The organism is Halomicrobium urmianum (genome assembly GCF_020217425.1).
Taxonomy (GTDB): Archaea; Halobacteriota; Halobacteria; order Halobacteriales; family Haloarculaceae; genus Halomicrobium; species Halomicrobium urmianum.
The window spans coordinates 18,968-32,883 of sequence record NZ_CP084090.1 but is presented as its reverse complement, the minus strand read 5'-3'; the positions used below and the strand labels follow the sequence as shown (position 1 = coordinate 32,883).

At 70.6% G+C, this 13,916-nt stretch carries 17 protein-coding genes, 1 tRNA gene and 1 other RNA gene; 13 read left to right on the top strand and 6 right to left on the bottom strand.

Annotated features, from left to right (window positions below; all coding sequences use genetic code 11):
* Window positions 1-128 precede the first annotated feature (128 nt).
* Together LCY71_RS00205 and LCY71_RS00200 are read right to left on the bottom strand one after the other, a co-directional pair.
* Complete coding sequence (locus tag LCY71_RS00205) at window positions 129-1,115, bottom strand: alkaline phosphatase family protein (protein WP_225334355.1); 987 nt, start codon at window positions 1,113-1,115, stop codon at window positions 129-131.
* Window positions 1,112-1,963, bottom strand: a complete 852-nt coding sequence (locus LCY71_RS00200; protein ID WP_225334354.1) for a glycosyltransferase family 2 protein — start codon at window positions 1,961-1,963, stop codon at window positions 1,112-1,114. Before LCY71_RS00200 ends, LCY71_RS00205 begins: the two co-directional genes overlap by 4 nt.
* Window positions 1,964-2,485: 522 nt before the next feature.
* On the opposite strand from LCY71_RS00200, the gene LCY71_RS00195 reads away from it, so the two are divergent.
* Together LCY71_RS00195 and LCY71_RS00190 are read left to right on the top strand one after the other, a co-directional pair.
* Window positions 2,486-2,647, top strand: coding sequence for a hypothetical protein (locus tag LCY71_RS00195; protein ID WP_225334353.1), 162 nt, complete (start codon window positions 2,486-2,488; stop codon window positions 2,645-2,647).
* Between the two features lie 228 nt (window positions 2,648-2,875).
* Window positions 2,876-3,175, top strand: a complete 300-nt coding sequence (locus tag LCY71_RS00190; protein ID WP_225334352.1) for a hypothetical protein — start codon at window positions 2,876-2,878, stop codon at window positions 3,173-3,175.
* A gap of 78 nt (window positions 3,176-3,253) precedes the next feature.
* Here the strand turns inward: LCY71_RS00190 and LCY71_RS00185 are convergent.
* Window positions 3,254-3,328 (bottom strand) — tRNA-Arg (locus tag LCY71_RS00185).
* Window positions 3,329-3,464: 136 nt separating this feature from the next.
* Here LCY71_RS00185 and LCY71_RS00180 point away from each other — a divergent pair.
* On the top strand, window positions 3,465-4,064 hold the full coding sequence (locus LCY71_RS00180; RefSeq protein WP_225334351.1) for an RAD55 family ATPase: 600 nt from the start codon (window positions 3,465-3,467) through the stop codon (window positions 4,062-4,064).
* A 53-nt stretch (window positions 4,065-4,117) separates the two neighbouring features.
* Window positions 4,118-4,534 (top strand): CoA-binding protein, encoded by a 417-nt coding sequence (locus tag LCY71_RS00175; protein WP_225334350.1) that lies wholly within the window; start codon window positions 4,118-4,120, stop codon window positions 4,532-4,534.
* 34 nt (window positions 4,535-4,568) lie between these two features.
* On the opposite strand, the gene LCY71_RS00170 is transcribed toward LCY71_RS00175, so the two are convergent.
* Window positions 4,569-4,946: a DUF5798 family protein gene (locus tag LCY71_RS00170; RefSeq protein WP_225334349.1), complete on the bottom strand. Its 378-nt coding sequence runs from the start codon at window positions 4,944-4,946 to the stop codon at window positions 4,569-4,571.
* A gap of 154 nt (window positions 4,947-5,100) precedes the next feature.
* Here LCY71_RS00170 and LCY71_RS00165 point away from each other — a divergent pair, with 154 nt between their 5' ends.
* Together LCY71_RS00165 and ffs are read left to right on the top strand one after the other, a co-directional pair.
* Window positions 5,101-5,514: a DUF7548 family protein gene (locus LCY71_RS00165; RefSeq protein ID WP_225334348.1), complete on the top strand. Its 414-nt coding sequence runs from the start codon at window positions 5,101-5,103 to the stop codon at window positions 5,512-5,514.
* A 69-nt stretch (window positions 5,515-5,583) separates the two neighbouring features.
* An RNA gene (ffs, locus tag LCY71_RS00160) (signal recognition particle sRNA) lies at window positions 5,584-5,895 on the top strand.
* Window positions 5,896-6,145: 250 nt separating this feature from the next.
* Here the strand turns inward: ffs and LCY71_RS00155 are convergent.
* Window positions 6,146-7,510 carry a cation:proton antiporter gene (locus LCY71_RS00155; RefSeq protein ID WP_225334347.1) on the bottom strand — a complete coding sequence of 455 codons (1,365 nt, stop codon included), beginning with the start codon at window positions 7,508-7,510 and terminating at the stop codon, window positions 6,146-6,148.
* Window positions 7,511-7,687: 177 nt separating this feature from the next.
* On the opposite strand from LCY71_RS00155, the gene LCY71_RS00150 reads away from it, so the two are divergent.
* The 7 genes from LCY71_RS00150 (at window position 7,688) to LCY71_RS00120 (ending at window position 13,449) form a co-directional block, all read left to right on the top strand.
* A complete protein-coding gene (locus LCY71_RS00150; protein ID WP_225334346.1) occupies window positions 7,688-8,215 on the top strand; it encodes a hypothetical protein in 528 nt (175 codons plus the stop codon).
* A gap of 71 nt (window positions 8,216-8,286) precedes the next feature.
* On the top strand, window positions 8,287-9,237 hold the full coding sequence (locus tag LCY71_RS00145) for a 1,4-dihydroxy-2-naphthoate polyprenyltransferase (RefSeq protein WP_225334345.1): 951 nt from the start codon (window positions 8,287-8,289) through the stop codon (window positions 9,235-9,237).
* Window positions 9,234-10,271 carry a mandelate racemase/muconate lactonizing enzyme family protein gene (locus LCY71_RS00140; RefSeq protein WP_225334344.1) on the top strand — a complete coding sequence of 346 codons (1,038 nt, stop codon included), beginning with the start codon at window positions 9,234-9,236 and terminating at the stop codon, window positions 10,269-10,271. The genes LCY71_RS00145 and LCY71_RS00140 overlap by 4 nt, the downstream gene beginning before the upstream one ends.
* The gene (locus LCY71_RS00135; RefSeq protein ID WP_225334343.1) at window positions 10,268-11,764 is read left to right on the top strand and encodes a class I adenylate-forming enzyme family protein; all 1,497 of its coding nucleotides are present in this window, start codon (window positions 10,268-10,270) and stop codon (window positions 11,762-11,764) included. The genes LCY71_RS00140 and LCY71_RS00135 overlap by 4 nt, the downstream gene beginning before the upstream one ends.
* Before the next feature lie 50 nt (window positions 11,765-11,814).
* Window positions 11,815-12,552, top strand: a complete 738-nt coding sequence (locus tag LCY71_RS00130; RefSeq protein WP_225334342.1) for an NRDE family protein — start codon at window positions 11,815-11,817, stop codon at window positions 12,550-12,552.
* A 27-nt stretch (window positions 12,553-12,579) separates the two neighbouring features.
* Window positions 12,580-12,930: a helix-turn-helix transcriptional regulator gene (locus LCY71_RS00125; protein ID WP_225334341.1), complete on the top strand. Its 351-nt coding sequence runs from the start codon at window positions 12,580-12,582 to the stop codon at window positions 12,928-12,930.
* A 42-nt stretch (window positions 12,931-12,972) separates the two neighbouring features.
* The gene (locus tag LCY71_RS00120) at window positions 12,973-13,449 is read left to right on the top strand and encodes a protein-tyrosine phosphatase family protein (RefSeq protein WP_225334340.1); all 477 of its coding nucleotides are present in this window, start codon (window positions 12,973-12,975) and stop codon (window positions 13,447-13,449) included.
* An 18-nt stretch (window positions 13,450-13,467) separates the two neighbouring features.
* Here the strand turns inward: LCY71_RS00120 and LCY71_RS00115 are convergent, their stop codons facing one another.
* Window positions 13,468-13,899 carry a hypothetical protein gene (locus LCY71_RS00115; protein WP_225334339.1) on the bottom strand — a complete coding sequence of 144 codons (432 nt, stop codon included), beginning with the start codon at window positions 13,897-13,899 and terminating at the stop codon, window positions 13,468-13,470.
* Window positions 13,900-13,916: the final 17 nt, after the last annotated feature.

Below are 13,916 nucleotides of genomic sequence, written 5' to 3'. Positions count from 1 at the left end.
AGCACCCGTTGATTCCTGTCCGCTGAGAACCGAAGCGAAGATATTCACCGACCTTTTTTATGGCAGTTCGGCTCGGTGCAGTCTAGCGGTCGTCCGGCACGGTCGCCGCGCCGGAACCCCTCCGCCGATCAGATGTACCCGAGGTCCTCGAGGTTCGACCGCACCGACTCGACCTCGCCCGCCCGTCGCTCCTCGACGTCGGCGCCCGAGGACTGCTCGGTGAGCGCTTCGACGGCGGCTGCGACGTCGAGCACCGACTCGACGCCCTCGACCGCCTCGGGCTCGGTCGCGCCGTAGAACGTCGAGTGGCTGTGTTCGCCCGCCTGGAGGCCGTGGTCCGCGGCGACGACGAGCGCGTCGTCGGGCCCGAGCTGGTCCCGGACGCCCTCCGTCCACCGGGCGGCCTGCTCGTAGTGGCGGCGCCGCCACTCGTCGTCGCCGACGGTCGGCGCGAGGTGACCGACCGTGTCGAGGTAGCCGAGCCAGACGAACACGAGGTCGTACTCGCGGTGCAGCGCCGTCTCGACCACGCCGATCTTCGACGCCGCCTCCGACGCGATCCGCTGCTCGAGCACCGGCAGCGGCACCGACGGATTGTGGTGCAACTCGCCGTCCTCGCCCTCCTCGACGTTCAGGTAGTCGGCGAGCTGGGCGCCGCGGTCGTACACGATGTCCAGTTCGGCGTCGGTCTCCGTCCGGTAGTTCGGGACGGCGATCGGGAGCGCCGAGCGGCCGTCGAAGATGGTCGACAGCCCGCGCTCCTCGTAGTCGGCCGGCTCGTAGGCGTCCAGTTCGGCCCCGCGGTTCCGGAGCCACCGGCCGATGCGCGTCCGCACCTCCTCGGGGACGATGCCGGCCGCGGCGGACGACAGCCTGTCGATTCGCGGGTCGCCCCAGTCGGCGCCGCCCTCCTCCGTCGCCGACCGAATCCCGGTCTCTGACGGGTGGGCGCCCGTGATGATCGAGGGCCACAGCTCCTGGGTGTGGGGCACGCCGAGCACCGGGTTGTCGATCGTCTCGATCTCGCGGTGGTGGGGGACGAACCGGTCGGCGAGGCCCATCGACGTGGCGACCTCGTGGTCGAGGCCGTCCCAGCCCAGCACGACGGTCGTCATTCCGCCACCTCCGCCGTCCGCCCGGACGGCTCGGCGGTCTCGTCCGACTGCTCCGCGGTCCGCTCGGTCACGTCGACGATCTCACCGGACGGTTCCGGCCGCTCGCCGTCCCCGACGATCGATCCGGCTATCCACCCGGCGGCGCGCTTCAGGTGCGGCATCGGATCCCGGCCCGTCGCGGCGGCGTACGGGACGTTCATCGCGACTGTCTGGAACGACTGGAGCCCGTACTTCCCGCCGACGTACCCCTCGGTCCACCCGATCTGGTGGCGCTCCTGGCAGTCGTGGACGAACCGGGCGTGCGCGTGGAAGAACCACGCGTACCCGCCGGACTCGATCCACCGCCGGAGGTACTCGTCCTCGAGGACGGCGACGTCCGACGGGATCTGGACGTCGGCCACGGCCTCGCGACGAATCAGCGTCGCGTGGGTCCCCCCGCGCCGGGAGCGGCTGTGGACCCAGTCGCTGGGGTGCTCGGAACGGGACGCCTTCCGCCCCTGGACGGCGCCGACCGCGGGCGCGACCGCGTCCAGCAACCGCTCGACGTAGTCCGCCCGGACGCGCACGTCGTCGTCGAGGAACCAGAACCACTCCGTCTCGACGAGGTCGATCGCCCGCCTGCGCGCCGCGGGGAGCGGCATCGACTCCGAGACGACGGTCGCGTCCCAGCCGTGCGTCTCGGCGGCCTCGCGGGCCAGCTCGCGAGTCTCGTCCACGCTCTCGTCGTCGACGACGATCAACTGGTTCACCGACGCCGCCGACCGGTCGATCGCCGCCGCTGCTCGTTCCAGTGTCTGCTCGATGACGTCGGCCGACTCCTTTGTCGGCATTGCGATGTCTATCTCCATAGGTAGATCTGGGAAGCGTTGTCCGCGCCGGGAGACCGGCGCGGGGACCGTCTTGCCGTGTCACGGGTTGGGCGAGGAAACAGGTTAACTGATTTACAGTAAGGCGTCCGGATAGGGTCCGTTTACCTTCGGCGTTGAGGTCGGAAGCTAGCGAGTAACGTCCGCGCCGGAGGTGCCGGTCGCTGTTCCCCCGGCCAGAAGCCACAAGCCAGCCCCCGCAGGCATCCCGTACGATGTAGCGACTCGCGGGCGCGACCGTCGCGGCCGTCGCCGGTCTCGTCGCGCTCGCCGCCGTCGGCGCGGCGTTCGGCGTGTTCTGCCCGGTGGTCCGCCTGGCACTCGTCCTCCTCGGACTCGCCTTCCTCGCTGGGGCCGCCCTCTCGCTCGTCGAGGCCGTCCAGCGGCCCTCCCAGCTATAGTAGAAATTGAAACTATTTACACATCGAAGGGCATTACGGGTGCCCTTCGAGTGTGTCAGTGCGTTCAATTTCTACTATAGCCCCCGACGGCGTACTACTCGACATGGAACGTAACGGCCTCGAATCGGAATCGCACCCCGCATCGGTCCGTCGGCGTACGCGGGGCTGGCTCGCCGTCTTCGTCGTCGCCGTCATCGCGACGTATCACCTCGTTCTCCGCCCGTTGCACCGGACGTGGGGAGCCACGGGCGAGGAGGTCGCCTGACGGCTACCCGGCGACGAACCCGTCGCGGACCCGGTCGACGAAACCACCCGGGCGATCCCGGTCCACGCCCCTCGCGAGCAGGTCTGGCCGTGGCTCGTCCAGCTCGGCCAGGGACGCGGCGGTTTCTATAGTTACGCCTAGCTCGAGAACCTCGCCGGCGCGGGCATCAACAACGTCGACCGCGTCGTCCCGGAGTATCAGGACCTGACGGAGGGCGACACGATCCGGATGGTCTGCGAGGACTACTGGTCGCAGAGCCCGGTCACGTCGATGACCGTCGCCCGGATCGAACTCGACCGCACGCTGGTCCTCCGGGGCCACGACGGCGGGACGTGGACGTTCCACCTCGACCGGATCGACGACGCGACGACCCGCTTTATCGTCCGCGGGCGGAAACCGGCGGCCCGAACGACCCTCGGATACGCCGTCCGATACCTGTCCTACGAACTCCCGCACTTCGTCATGGAACGCGGGATGATGCGCGGGATCGAGGCCCGCGCCGAACGCGGCACTCGGGGTGCGGACTAGTCCGCTGTTACCCGAGCGGCGTGGTCGGTACTGGCCTTCCTCGAGCCGGTCACTCCGTTCGCGAGGACCCCGCAGAAACGAGCGCTGAGGGATTTGAACCCCCGGCAACGTGGTCCGAAGCCACGCACTCTGTCCAGGCTGAGCTAAGCGCCCTCAGGCATTTCTAATTCGACGTTCGGGTTTAAACTCCCCGGTTCCGGACAGGCGTGAGACCCCAAAGGCGAAATAGGAACCCGACGAAGGCGGCAGGTACCGACGGGGGTCAGGCCGAGACGGGGGACACTGAGTGATGTACGAACTTGGGGCGCAGTTCGGTGACGGGAGGGTTTCGCCGGGGACGAACGTCCTCGTGGTGGGGCCGCCGCTGACTGGCAAGCAACGCATCGCGCGATCCATCGTGGACCGGGGGATCGCCGACGGGGAGGCTGGCGTCGTCCTGTCGACGCGGGACTGCGCCGAGCAGGTTCGGGCGACGTACGCGGACGGTCCCGGACTGCTCGGCGTCGTCGACTGCGTCACGAGCCACATCGGCGGCTCGGCCACCGACACGGAGACCGTCAAATATCCGTCCGGGCCCACCGACGTCCGGGGGATCCGACAGGGGCTGTCCGAGCTGCTGGATCACTTCTACCGCGACCACGGGATCGACCGGACGCGCATCGTCGTCGACTCGGTGACGACGCTGTTGCTGTACTCGAACCTGCGCCGGACCTACGAGATCGAGTCGTCGATCACGTCCCGCGTGGAGTGCATCGGCGGCGTCGGGATCCACGTCGCCGAGTCGACGGCCCACGACGAGGAGACGCTGTCCACGCTGCGCGGGCTCTTCGACGGCGTGATCGAGACCGACGTCGACGGCAGCGTCGAGGCGTCGCTACCGGAGGCCTGAACACCCCACCGGCCGGCAGCACGCTTTTCTCCGCGCCGGGCGTTCGTTCACGTATGCCAGTCGACTCCGACGACGAACTCCGCGAGATTCTCGACTACGACACCGTCGCCGTGGTCGGGAGCTCGACGACGGAGGGGAAGGCCGCCCACGAGATCCCGAAGTACCTCCAGCAGCAGGGATACCGCGTCATCCCCGTCAACCCCTTCGCCGACGAGGTGCTGGGCGAGCAGTCCTACGACTCGATCACGGACGTCCCAGACGAGGTGGACGTGGTGGACGTGTTCCGGCCGAGCGAGGAAGTGCCCGACATCGTCGACGAGACGCTGGAACGTGACGACGTGGCGGCCATCTGGCTTCAGCAGGGTATCCGCCACGACGACGCTGCCGGCCGCGCGGAGGAGGCCGGCCTCGACGTGGTCCAGGACAGGTGCATGAAGGTCGAACACCAGCGGCTCGTCGGCGGTAGCTGAGGCCCGTCGATCGGCCGCAGCATCGCGTCTCCCGTTACTCCCCGGCGGACTGCGCGTCGCCCGCGCTGCTCGCGCCGCCCGACTCCTCGGCGTCGGCGGCGTCCTCGTGAGGCGACGCCGAACGAGGGCTCGATGAGCTTCGCTCACCGGCGATGGACCCCCCTTCTGCGTCCTCGATGACGGCGTCCGCGACGGCCCCGTCGACGTCGACGTCGTGCTCCTCGGCGATGGCTTCCAGGAGCGCGCGCTGGTCCTCCAGTTCCCGCTCGAGCTGTTCCACCCTGTCGCCGGTCTCCTCGACCGTCCCCCGAAGCTCCGTCAGCTGGTCGCGCAGTTCGTTGATCTTGTCGTAGGTTTTGTCCGCCACGTCGGCCAGCTTCTGGACCTTCTTCGCGGTGCTGCCGAATCCCATGTCATCGCGTTCGGCACACGTGCACGTGGACTTTTCGGCTCGCTGGTGAGTTACCGCCCTGCTGGACCGCCGTCGAGCACAGCTCGACGAGCTCTCCTTCGCTGACGCTCAGGAGAACGCCGTCGTTAAGGCGCGGCCGGTCGCAGACGGCCGCATGGACGCCCTGCGGCTCGCCCCGACCGTCGGAATCGTCGCCTCGCTGGCCGTCCTCGTCGCGCTCCTGGCCCCGTTCCTCGCGGTCGAACAGGGCAGCGCCGTCGGCACCTACTACGGCGCCGGCGCCGTCAACGGCCTCTCCGTGGGGCTGTTCGCCGCCGTTGCGCTCGTGGCCTTCGCCGCCGGCCGCGAGGGCCGTTCCGCGCCAGACACCATCGCCGGCGTGACCATCGTGCTGGGCCTGTTCGCCGCCGTCATGGGACTGCTGTGGGCGTTCACTGTCCCCCAGAGCCTGGTGACGCAGCTCACGACGGCCACCTGGCTCAACAGCCACCGGTGGCTCGTCGTGGCGCTGACTATCGTTATCCCCGTCGCCGCTGGATGGTACGCGCGCGCCCAGCGTCTGCTCTGACCGCCGTGTCGCCGTCCCGCATCGAGGTGCCCGGTCCGTAAGGTCCTTAAGGGGTGCCCGCCCAGATTCACACGGACTAGGTCGGGGGGTTAGGCCCCCCTCCCTCGCCCGCAGTATGGCCTTCAGCGGGGACCGAACCCGGGGGCGTCCGGTCAGACGGACGCGGACCCCGTGAGCCAACGTCGAAGCCTCGTCCGCCGGGGACGGCGGTCCGCGTGAGCGCACCTGCAGGGGTGCTCTCACGCGGTTGATCGAGGGCAGTCCGTCAGGCGCGGAAGCGAGCAGCGGACCCTCGGACACCCGTCGCTCGTCGGGCCGCGGGGTGGAGGAGGCAAACGGGACTACCCGCGCCCGAACGCCGGGCAATCCCGGTGTCCGTTTCCCATTCATTACCACCATTTTACTTCGTCGCCTTCCCTCGCGAGCCTTCGGCTTGGTCCGAGAGAGCGAAGCTCTCTCGTCATCACGAAAGTCTTTCGAACGACGCTGCTGGAAGGCTCCTCGTAAAAACGTGGGCGAAAAACGACCTCGCGAGTGAACCGCGCCTCGCTTCGCTCGCGCGGATGCCGGCCCGCCTCTACCGACACCGGCACCCCTCTGCTCACGCTCCGGGATTCGACAGGCGTCCCTCTCACTCCCCTTCCTCTGGTCCTTCGGGCGTGGGGTTGGCGCTCGCCGCGTCGGCCGTCGTGCGCGCCTGCCGTCGGTCCTCCCACCGATCGAAGGCGTCCATCACGGGGCTGGCGGTGATCCCGTGGAGAACGACCGAGGCGAGGACGACGAACCCAAGCAGCGCCCACAGCCGGTCGGCGGCGATCACCAGTTCGAACTCCTCGAAGGTCGCCTCGTTGAGGGCGTACGAGAGGTAGTAGAACGAGCCGATCCCGCGGATCCCGTAGGAGCCGATGACGAGTCGCGAGGGCCACGCGAGGCCGGTGCCCCACAGGCCGACGACGCCGGCCAGCGGGCGCACGAGCAGCAGGATCGCCAGGCCGATGCCGATCCCGGCCGGGGTCAGCGGCCGCAGGAGGCCGCCGGCGACGGCGCCGCCGAACAGCACGAGGACGACGGCCATCAGCAGGCGCTCGACCATGACGGCGAAGTCGTTGAGCGTCCGATAGTAGTGGTGCTCCCACTCGAACTGGCGGACGACGAGCGCGCCGACGAAGACGGCGATGAACCCGTACCCACCCACTGCCTCCGTGAGGCCGTAGATGATCAGCGTGCCCGAGAGCGCCTCCGCGCCGGCCATCGCCTGGGCGACCCGCGAGGAGGCGGGCAGCCTGAAGATGACGACGCCGCCGAGGTAGCCGAGGACGATGCCGGCGACGACGCCGACGACGATCTTGTAGAGGACGTAGTACAGCGTCCACTCGGTCAGCCAGGCGAAACTGGCCGGCGCCGACGCCGCGGCCAGGAGGATGGCCAGATGCGTGAACGGGAAAGCCAGGCCGTCGTTGAGCCCGGCCTCGGAGCTGAGTGCGAACCTGACGGTGTGTTCTTGGACGTCCTCGGGCTCCTCGCCGGACGCCTCGTCTTCCTCGAGCTCCGTCAGCGGCGGGCCTGATTCGATGTCCGCAGCCAGAACGGGGTCGGTGGGCGCGACGACGGCCCCCAGCAGGACAGCCGTCGCTATCTGGAGCCCGATGATCCAGTACCCGAGCAGGACGACGACGGCGATGGTCAGCGGCATCACGACCGCCAGGAGCCGCCACGTCACGCTCCAGCCGCGCCAGGAGAAGGGACGGTCGATCTTCAGGCCCGCGCCCATCAGGGCGATGATGACGACGAGCTCGGTCAGGATCTCCACGACTTCGGAGTTGCCGACCATGTCCGGCGGGCCCACGCCGTGGGGGAGGGAGAACAGCACGTATCCCCCTGCGACGTAGATGATCGGCAGCGAGAGCGGCCGGTGGGTCAGCAGCCGCGGGAGGACGGCGGCGCCGAAGATCGCGAGCCCCAGGATGACGTAGGCGAGGTGGTAGGTCTCGACCATCTGCCGGCCGCTACGGCGGGAGCTGTCGTAACGGCTCGTCTGGGCGGCGATATCCGGCCGTCAGTTGGCCAGGGTCCGGAATGCTACCGGTTCGAGCTCGAGGCGTAGCCGGACCGTCGAGCCGTCGGCCCGCGGCGACGAAACGCTATCCCGTCGCGAGAACCTAGGTCGACCAGGATGCCGATCGACGTCCAGCGCCGTATCACACACCGAGTCCGGAGCGCCGTCGGCCCGTGGATCGACCGCGCGGCGCGCGCCGTGGGACAGCCGGTCACTCACATCCGGGCGTCGGAGTACGCGGGCACGGTCCGCTGTCGGATCGACGACCTGGAGGCGGAGCTGTCGGCGGCGGGGTTCGACTGGGACCCGCTCAGCCTGTATCACTACACGCCCATGGGGACGAGCACGGACGGGAGCTGGGTGTACCGCGAGTCGCCGCTGGCGGACCGACAGCTCCACGTCGTGCTGTTCGCCCAGAGCGTGGACCGGGTCGACCTGTACGCCCACTACGAGTACAACTGGCTCCGGCACCCGGTCGCCCACGCGCTCCAGCGGGACATCCGCCACGAGGAGGGACGCCGCCGGATGCGGGGGCACCTCGACCGAATGGACAGGGACACGTACCACGAGTCGATCCTCCACCGGAAGGCCGCCCACCTCGCCGAACTGGTCGACGAGCGGTTCTCCGTGTCGCTTCCCCTGTGATCGGACCCGGCCGGGGCCGCCGCGGCGACGGATGCCAACCTTGACACTGATCCGGTCGCGACTATTCGACGATGAGCACTGCCGAGGTGTCGAAGCGACGCGCCTGGGTGATGGCCGCGCGTCCGCAGACGCTACCGGCCGGGAGCGCGCCGGTGATCGTCGGGGCGGGGCTGGCGCTCCACGACGCCGTTTTCGCCCCGCTCCCCTGGCTGGCGGCGCTGGTCGGCGCGCTGCTGATCCAGGTGGGAACGAACTTCGCGAACGACTACTACGACTTTGTCAACGGAGCCGACACCGAGGACCGCGAGGGGTTCACGCGGGTGACTGCCGGCGGGCTGATCCCGCCCGGCCAGGTCAAACTCGCCATGATCGGTACCTACGCGCTGGCGATGGCCGTCGGGGTCTACCTCGTGGCCGTCGGCGGCGTGCCGATCGTCGCAGTCGGCCTGTCGAGTATCCTCGCCGGCGTCCTCTACACGGGCGGACCGTACCCCTACGGCTACCGCGGCCTTGGCGACCTCTTCGTGTTCGTCTACTTCGGCCTGGTCGCCGTGACGGGCACCTACTACGTCCAGTGGGTGGCCGCGACGGGCGTCGGTGCGTTCCCGCTCGGGCTCCCGTCGGGACTCCCCGTCGTCGAACCGCTCCTGGCGAGCCTCCCGCCGGCGGCCCTGTCGACGTGCATCCTCGTGGTCAACAACGTCCGCGACCGGGAGACCGACGCCGCGACCGGCAAGCGGACCCTGGCCGTGATGTTGGGCTACCGCTGGAGCCGCGTCGAGTTCCTCGCGCTGGTCGTGCTGGCCTACGCCGTCCCGGTGGCCTTCGCCCTCGACCCCGGCCACGGCGCGTGGGCGCTGGCGCCGCTGGCGTCGCTGCCGCTGGCCGCCTCGGTCTCCCGGACGGTCCTGACGCGCACCGACGGCGACGCGCTCAACCCGGCGCTGGAGCGCGTCGGCCAGACGCTGTTCGCCCACTCGATTCTGTTCGCCGCCGGTCTGGCGGTCCCCGCACTGCTATGATCGAGGCGTTCTCGCTCCCGCTGGCCGAACCGCTGTCGACCGCCGACGGCGCCATCGAGCGCCGCGACGGGTTCCTGATTCAGGTGTCCCACCGCGGGACCGCCGGAATCGGGGAAGCCACGCCGCTGCCGGGCTGGACGGAGTCCGGCGAGGAGTGCCGGACGGCCCTCGACTCCGCTCTGGAGACGGGACGCGACGAGGGCGACTACCGCCCCGCGCTGCGCGACCTCGCCGGCGAGGACGTTCCGGCCGCCCGCCACGGGCTCTCCACGGCGCTGCTCGACGCCGACGCGCGGGCCGAGGGCGTCCCACTCGCCCGCTGGCTCGGCGGGGACCGCCCGGCGTCGTCGGTCCCGGTCAACGCCACCGTCGGCGACGCCGACCGCGAGACGACGGTGGAGCGCGCACAGGCGGCCGTCGACCGCGGCTTCGACTGCCTGAAGCTCAAGGTCGGCGCCCGGCCCGTCAAGGATGACGTCGAGCGGGTCGCCGCGGTCCGACGGGCCGTCGGTGACGACGCGGCCATCCGGGTGGACGCCAACGGCGCCTGGGACCGCGAGTCTGCCGAACGCGCGATGGACGCGCTGGCCGAGTTCGACCTCCAGTACGTCGAGCAGCCGCTGGCCGCCGCCCACCTCGACGGCCACGCCGACCTGCCCGGTGAGCCCGCCGTCGCGCTTGACGAGGCGCTGGTCGAACACCCGGCGGCGGACGTCCTCGACGCCGGCGTCGCGGAGTACCTCGTGCTCAAGCCCATGGCGCTGGGCGGGCCGGGCGACGCGCACGCCATCGCCGAACGCGCCCGCGAGGCCGGAGTCGAGCCCGTGATATCGACCACCATCGACGGCGTCGTCGCCCGGACCGCGGCGGTCCACGTCGCGGCCGCCGTCCCCGGCATCGAGCCCTGCGGACTGGCCACGGCGGACATGCTCGCGGACGATCTGGGCCCGGATCCGGCGACCGTGGAGGACGGTCGCGTTCGCGTCCCCGACGACCCCGGACTGGGGATCGATCCCGCGGAGGTGTCGCCGTGACGCTCCCCGGCCCCGACGAGTGGCCGGTGGACGCCGACCGCTCGGTCGCCGTGACCGACCTCCTCCGGGCGCGTGCCGAGCGCACGCCGGACCGCACGCTCCTGATAGACGCCGACGAAGACGAGCGGTGGACTGCGGCCGAGTTCGACCGGCGCGTCGCGCGGGCGGCCGCCGGGATCGACGCGCTCCCGGGCGACGGCCGCGTCGGGACGCTGCTCCCCACGGGCGTCGCGTTCGCCGAGGTCGCCTTCGCCGTCCCGCGACTCGGACGGTCGCTCGTCCCGCTGAACGTCCAGCTGGACCGCGAGACGCTGGCCGATCAGGTCGAGCGAGCGGGGATCGATACCCTGCTCTGTGACGACGACACCGAGGAGCTGGCGCGCGCGGTGGCGTCCGACGACGTGACGGTGACCGACGTCGGCGCGCTCGACGATTCCTCCGGCGACAGCGGCGCGCCGAGCAACCCGCGCGACCCCGACGCCGAGCGGCTCGTCATGTTCACCTCGGGGACGACGGGCCGCCCGAAGGGGGTGCGGCTGACGACGGCGAACCTCGTCGCCAGCGCCAGCGCGTCCGCGGCGCGACTGGGCGTCGACCCGGACGACCGATGGCTGATCTGCCTCCCGATGTACCACATGGGCGGGCTGGCGCCGCTCGTCCGGTCGACGCTGTACGGCACGAGAGCCGTCCTCCAGCGGGAGTTCGACGCCGACGAGACGGCCCGCGTCCTCCGGGAACACGACGTCACCGGCGTCTCGCTCGTCCCGACGACGCTGACGCGCCTGCTCGATTCGGGGTGGACGCTGACCGATGCTCTCCGTTTCGTCCTGCTAGGCGGCGGTCCCGCGCCCGAGGGTCTGATCGAGCGCTGCGAGCGCCGCGACGTGCCGGTCTTCCCCACTTACGGGCTGACGGAGACGGCATCGCAGGTCGCCACCGCGACGCCCGAGGAGGCCTTCGCCCACGAGGGCACCGTCGGGCGACCCCTCCGCGACACGTCGGTCTCCATCGTCGCCGACGGAGTGGACCAGCCGCCGGGCGAGACCGGCGAGGTCGTCGTCGACGGGCCGACGGTGACGCCGGGCTACCTCGACGACGCGGCGACCGCGGCGGCGTTCGGCGACCGTGGCCTGCGCACCGGCGATCGAGGCTACCGCGACGAGGGCGGTCGGCTGTGGGTCCTGGGGCGGGCCGACGACGTGATCGTCACCGGCGGGGAGAACGTCCGACCGGCGAACGTGGCCGCAGCGCTGCGCGCGCATCCCGACGTCGACGACGCCGCCGTCGTCGGCGTCCCGGACGAGGAGTGGGGCGAGCGCGTCGCCGCGCTGGTCGTCCCCGACGGCGACCCGACCGTCGACGCGCTCCGTGCACACGCCCGCGACGAACTGCCCGCCTTCGCCGTCCCGAAGACGGTTCGGCTGGTCGAGACGCTGCCCCGGACGCCCTCTGGGACCGTCGACCGCGAGCGCGCGCGGGAGCTCTCGAAGTAATCCCGGGACGAGGCGCGCCCTTTAATCCACGGGTGCGCGTACGAGGTGACGTGTGTACGCTGGTGTTCGCCTGGCAGGTCTTCGAGCCGTACCTCGTGGCGGCGGCCAACCGCGACGAGAGCGACGAGCGGCCGTCCGAACCGCCCGCCGTCCGCGAGTGGGACGCCCGCGCGGTCGCCCCGGTCGACGGCGAGGCCGGCGGGACCTGGGTCGGGTACGACGAGCACGGCGTCTTCGCCGCGATAACGAACCGCTGGACGGACAGTGACCTCGCCGGCGACCGCTCGCGCGGCCTGCTGGTCCGCGACGTGCTGGGCGCCGAGACGGCCGAGGACGCCGCCCGGCGAGTCGAACGGGCCGTCCGAGAGGACGAGTACCAGGGGTTCAACCTCGTCGTGGCCGACGAGAACGCCGCGCTGTACTTCGAGTGGGACGGCCAGCTGTCTTTCAAGCCGCTGGAGCCCGGGGTCCATGTCGTCGTCAACGTCGGCGCCGACGGCGACTACCGCATTCCCGGATTCCGGCAAGCGGCCGCGGAAGAGCAGGCCGACAACGCCGGTCGGGTCCACGAGGCGCTCCAGCCGGAGCCCGGCGAGTCGGCGGCCGAGTGGCTCGACCGCGCGGCGACGGTCGTCGCCGACCACGAGTACGGCGTCTGCGTCCACGGCGACGGCTTCGGGACTCGTTCGTCCTCGCTCTTCGTCCTGGGTGACGACGAGCGCCGCTACCGCTTCGCCGACGGGCCGCCGTGCGAGACGGCCTACCGGCCGGTCGAAGGCCAACTTTAAACCGCCGACCGTCCCACTAACGGGTATATGAGCATGGCAGCCGCCGAGGAGAACCTCTCGGAGGACGAACGCGCCGGGCTCGAACTCATCCGCGAGACGGGCGGCATCCACCAGAGCGACTTCTGGAAGGAGCTCGACGTCTCGTCGCGGAAGGGCAGCCGCATCGTCGACTCGCTGGCCGAGCAGGGGCTGATCCAGCGCGAAGAGACGGTCTACGACGGTCACAACACCTACTACCTGACCCCCGCGCCACGCGACCTGAACTTCTCGCTGCTGATGGCCGGCGACATGCTCTCCCCGTTCATCGGCGACGAGGAGATCGACGCCCGCAGCGACGCCTTCTCGCAGTGGGTCATGAACCTCGCCTACGAGGAGTAGCCCGCTCTCTCGCTTCGCGCGTTCTCTCCGGGTCCCACAGCCATGGTTGGGCCCGACTGGCGTCGACACGGATCGGCTATCGTCCGGCCGTTCGGCCACTGCCACGACGGACCGATCACCCGCCGGATCGGCGACCGCGACCTGTTCGTCGGGAACGTCCACGCGGCCGATCCGGAGCGGTGCGACCGCTCGTTCGAGTCCGTGCTGTCGCTGACGTGCGGTTCTCTGCCGGCGACTACCCACCACCGCCCGCTGGTCGACGGGTCAGAGAACGACTGGGCGGACTTCGAGGCGGCCGCCGACGCGGCCTGTCGTCTCGTTGGCGATGGGGGCTCGCTGCTGATCCACTGCTCGCACGGGATCTCCCGGAGCCCGGCCGTGGCCGCAGCGGCCATCGCAGTTAGTGAGGACCGGTCGCTCGCCGACGCGCTGTCGATAGCGAGCGCGGCGCGGCCGCCTGCAGTTCCACACCCGAAGCTACACGAGCAGGCGACGTGCTACGTCGCTGCGAGAAGATAGTCGCTGTGCCGCCGGATCTCAGTCCTCGAGCGCCTCGGCGATGCGTTCGAGCGTCCGCCGGACGTCGTGCACCTCGTCGCGGAGCTTGCGGACCTCGCGGGTGAGCTCCTCGTTGTCGCCGCCCGACTCCTCGCGGCCGCGGCCGCCGGGTCCGCCGGGACCGCCGCCGGGGCCCATGCCGCCGCCGGGGCCGCCGCCCATCATGCCCCCCATCATCTGGGCGAAGGGGTTGCCGCCCATGCCGCCGGGGCCGCCCTCGCCGCCCATCATCTCTTCCATGCGCTCCTCGCGGCTCATGCCGCCCTCGCCCTCCTCGCGCTCCTCGGCGCGTTCCTGGCGAATCTCCTCGACTCGCTCGCGGAAGGACTTCTCCTCGTCGTCGCCGCTCTCGGCCGACTCGTCGGTGGCTTCCTCGGGTGCGTCCGTCTCGTCAGTGTCGTCGTCTGCCATGGCTCGGGGTTGGAATG